Origin of the sequence: Testudinibacter crocodili, from assembly GCF_006228025.1 — a bacterium.
Taxonomy (GTDB): domain Bacteria; phylum Pseudomonadota; class Gammaproteobacteria; order Enterobacterales; family Pasteurellaceae; genus Chelonobacter.
In genome coordinates this window covers 1-2,017 of sequence record NZ_VDHF01000021.1, presented here as the reverse complement: position 1 = coordinate 2,017, position 2,017 = coordinate 1, and the positions used below count along the sequence as shown (strand labels likewise).

Here is a 2,017-nt window from a genome sequence, read left to right as displayed (position 1 = left end):
TGTATCAGATGTGTTGTTATATAAAACACATAAGCATAAACCATTAGTTATCAAGGGAAATTTAAAAACAAGGACATAACATCAAGGTGAACCATAGTCTACCTTGATGTTTCCCCACGCTGGCGCAAGCGTCCCGCTTGTGCCAATAACGATAAAACACTTTACAATAAGCCAACTATTGCAGAAGATAACTTTTTTGTAATTTTGTAGGCAAGGCGTAAACTTACCCTAAAAAGGCACAAGCTAAAATCAGAGATTTCTGTCATCATCATCTTGATGGAGGAAATCATGAAACGTTCAAAATTTACAGAAACTCAGATAGTGAGCATTTTAAAATTAGCTGAGCAAGGTGCCAAAGTAACCGATATTTGTCGGGAGTACGGCATTAGCAGTGCAACGTATTACCAGTGGAAAAGCAAGTACGGTGGCTTAGAGGCGTCTGATTTAAAACACTTACGCGATATAGAGGCAGAAAATGCAAAGCTAAAGAAAATGTACGCTGAGTTAGCGTTGGAAAATGCAGCGATCAAGGATTTGCTGGGAAAGCTTTAACGCCGGAGCGACGACGAGAAGCGGCTCAGCACTTGGTTGAGCAGGGTTTACTCTCGATTTCCAAAGCGTGTCGTTTGACACGCCTTTCTCGTCGCAGTTGGTACCGGCCTGACCCAAGTCAGCCGCGTCTTGAACGGGATCAGCCGATTATTGATGCCCTCAATGCGATTATTCAGGAGCCAACGCATACTCGTTGGGGCTTCTGGAAATGTTTTTATCGACTGAGATTGGATGGTCAAGTCTGGAATTTTAAGCGAGTATGGCGTATTTACTGTGCAATGAATTTAAATCAAAAACGTCGTACTAAAAAGCGGTTAGCAGAACGAAAGCCCGCTCCTTTAGCGGTTCCTGCCGAATCGAATTATAGTTGGTCCTTTGACTTTATGAGTGATGCACTTTATAACGGTACACGTTTCAGAGTACTGAATATCATTGATGAAGGCATCAGGGAAGCCTTAGATATCGTGGTTGATACCTCGCTACCAGCAACCAGAGTGGTGAGAACCTTGGAGCAGCTTAAAGCAGAAAAAGGGCTGCCTAAAATGATTCGTGTGGATAATGGCAGTGAAATGACCTCACATGTCTTTATTGATTGGTGTGAAGCGAATAACATCACGCTTTGTTATATTGAGCCTGGCAAACCGAACCAAAACGCCTATATAGAGCGATTTAATCGTAGCTATCGCACAGAAGTTCTAGACCCGCATTTGTTCTCCTCGTTAGCTCAAGTGCGGGAGCTCAGTTGGGCTTGGATGTTAAGTTATAACGAGGAACGACCCCATGAATCACTGGGGAATTTACCCCCTAGTGAATTTAAACGACAGTTAGCAGCAGAAGTCTCTAGTTATGAACTGTGCGCTTGACGGTAAGCTTACGAAGGCACGAGCAAGATGCTCGCGCCAGCGGGGGTAAAAGATTTAAAAAATGCAAAATCTAAAACACACGCAAAGAAAATAATAGCAAAACATCATAAAGCTCATATGAGATTAGATTGTAAATAAAATAGAAATTATGAATAAAATTAAAGTTTGGATTGGTGCCTTCAATGGCAGCGAAGATGATTACCTCAGTTATTTTGATGAGGACAATTGTAAATTCTGTTCTGATATAGAAGAAGAATATGACCCTGATTTCATAGGTATAATTCCACTTTTTAGTGAAATAGTAAGTGTTGAAGAATTAGCAAAGAAAACTCCTCTTGGAGCAGGTAGTAGAGATTTGTTAGTCCACGATTGTTTATCATTAGGTATAAGAGAGGGAAACGCCGTTTTGTTTTATTCTGGCGATACAAGAGAAATAGAACAGGCCGAGGTTTTTAATCAACTCAAATATATTGGAGAATATACGCCATAATAAGGTTAAGTATCAGATGTGTTGTTTTTAAAATAAGCGCTTGAAAATCAAGAAAATAAAGGTGGGCGATAGCTCCCCTACGTTGGCGCAAGCGTCCCGCTTGTGCCAATAA

General features: G+C 41.0%; 2 protein-coding genes. Both read left to right on the top strand.

Annotation, left to right across the window (positions count from 1 at the left end):
* Positions 1-288 precede the first annotated feature (288 nt).
* A protein-coding gene (locus tag FHQ23_RS02390; RefSeq protein ID WP_442805464.1) for an IS3 family transposase occupies positions 289-1,415 on the top strand; the annotation gives its coding sequence in 2 pieces (ribosomal slippage) (positions 289-547 and positions 547-1,415; 1,128 coding nt in all).
* Positions 1,416-1,563: 148 nt separating this feature from the next.
* Positions 1,564-1,905: an immunity 22 family protein gene (locus tag FHQ23_RS02385; RefSeq protein ID WP_139612886.1), complete on the top strand. Its 342-nt coding sequence runs from the start codon at positions 1,564-1,566 to the stop codon at positions 1,903-1,905.
* Positions 1,906-2,017 lie beyond the last annotated feature (112 nt).

Coding starts and splice junctions, on each gene's coding strand:
- FHQ23_RS02385 (WP_139612886.1), top strand. CDS start 1,564: ATGAATAAAATTAAAGTTTGGATTGGTGCCTTCAATGGCAGCGAAGAT.